The sequence below is a fragment of the Pseudomonas sp. A-1 genome, assembly GCF_004801855.1.
Classification (GTDB): domain Bacteria; phylum Pseudomonadota; class Gammaproteobacteria; order Pseudomonadales; family Pseudomonadaceae; genus Geopseudomonas.
On record NZ_SSTC01000220.1, the window covers coordinates 1 to 899 of the forward strand.

At 67.0% G+C, this 899-nt stretch carries 2 protein-coding genes and 1 pseudogene; all 3 read right to left on the reverse strand.

Features of this window, described 5'->3' with window-relative positions:
- A partial coding sequence (locus tag E5198_RS21245) for an NAD(P)(+) transhydrogenase (Re/Si-specific) subunit beta (protein WP_178084113.1) occupies positions 1–173 on the reverse strand: 173 nt, incomplete at its 3' end.
- Position 174: 1 nt separating this feature from the next.
- Entirely contained in the window at positions 175–489 is a 315-nt protein-coding gene (locus E5198_RS21250) for an NAD(P) transhydrogenase subunit alpha (RefSeq protein WP_041506114.1), read from the reverse strand.
- Between the two features lie 11 nt (positions 490–500).
- Positions 501–899: pseudogene (locus tag E5198_RS21255) on the reverse strand (NAD(P)(+) transhydrogenase (Re/Si-specific) subunit alpha); the annotation flags it as partial.

Below are 899 nucleotides of genomic sequence, written 5' to 3' on the forward strand. Positions count from 1 at the left end.
TGCGCGCCGAGCTTGTAGATCAGGCCGACGGTGGTGAGCACGGCGATGGCCATGCCGACCATGCCGAACAGGTTGCCCCGGCGCGAGCTGGTCGGGTGCGAGAGGCCCTTGAGCGCCTGGATGAAGCACACGGACGCCACGAGGTAGAGGGCGGTGATCAGGTTCATGCTCATCTCAGTGCGCCTCCGCCTTGGCCGGCTTGTCTTTCTTCTTGAACATTTCCAGCATGCGCCGGGTGACCAGGAAGCCACCGAACACGTTGACCGCGGCCAGCGCCACGGCCAGGGTGCCCATGGTCTTGCCCAGGCCGGTTTCGGTCAGCGCGGCGGCCAGCATGGCGCCGACGATGACGATGGCGGAGATGGCGTTGGTCACCGCCATCAGCGGGGTGTGCAGGGCGGGAGTGACGTTCCACACCACGTGGTAGCCGACGTAGATCGCCAGCACGAAGATAATCAGGTTGTAGAGACCGTCGGAGATCGGGTCCATGGCGGTTGTCCTTATGCGGTGGCTTTGGAGGCTGGAGCGACGGTGGCCGCGGGAGCACCGCCATTGAGTCGTACCAGTTGGCCGTCGGTGCACATCAGGCAGGCGGCGACGATGTCGTCTTCGCGGTTGAGCTGGAACTGGCCGTCCTTGTCGATGACCAGCTTGAGGAAGTCCAGCAGGTTGCGCGCGTAGAGGGCCGAGGCGTCGGCCGGCACCAGCGCCGGCAGGTTGCTGTGGCCGACCAGGGTCACGCCGTGGCGCACCACCACCTGGTCGGCGACGGTCAGCGGGCAGTTGCCGCCCTGCGCCGCGGCCAGGTCGATGACCACCGAACCGGGCTTCATCGCCGCCACGGTGTCCTCGTGCAGCAGGATCGGCGCCGGACGGCCGGGGATCAGCGCGGTGGTGAT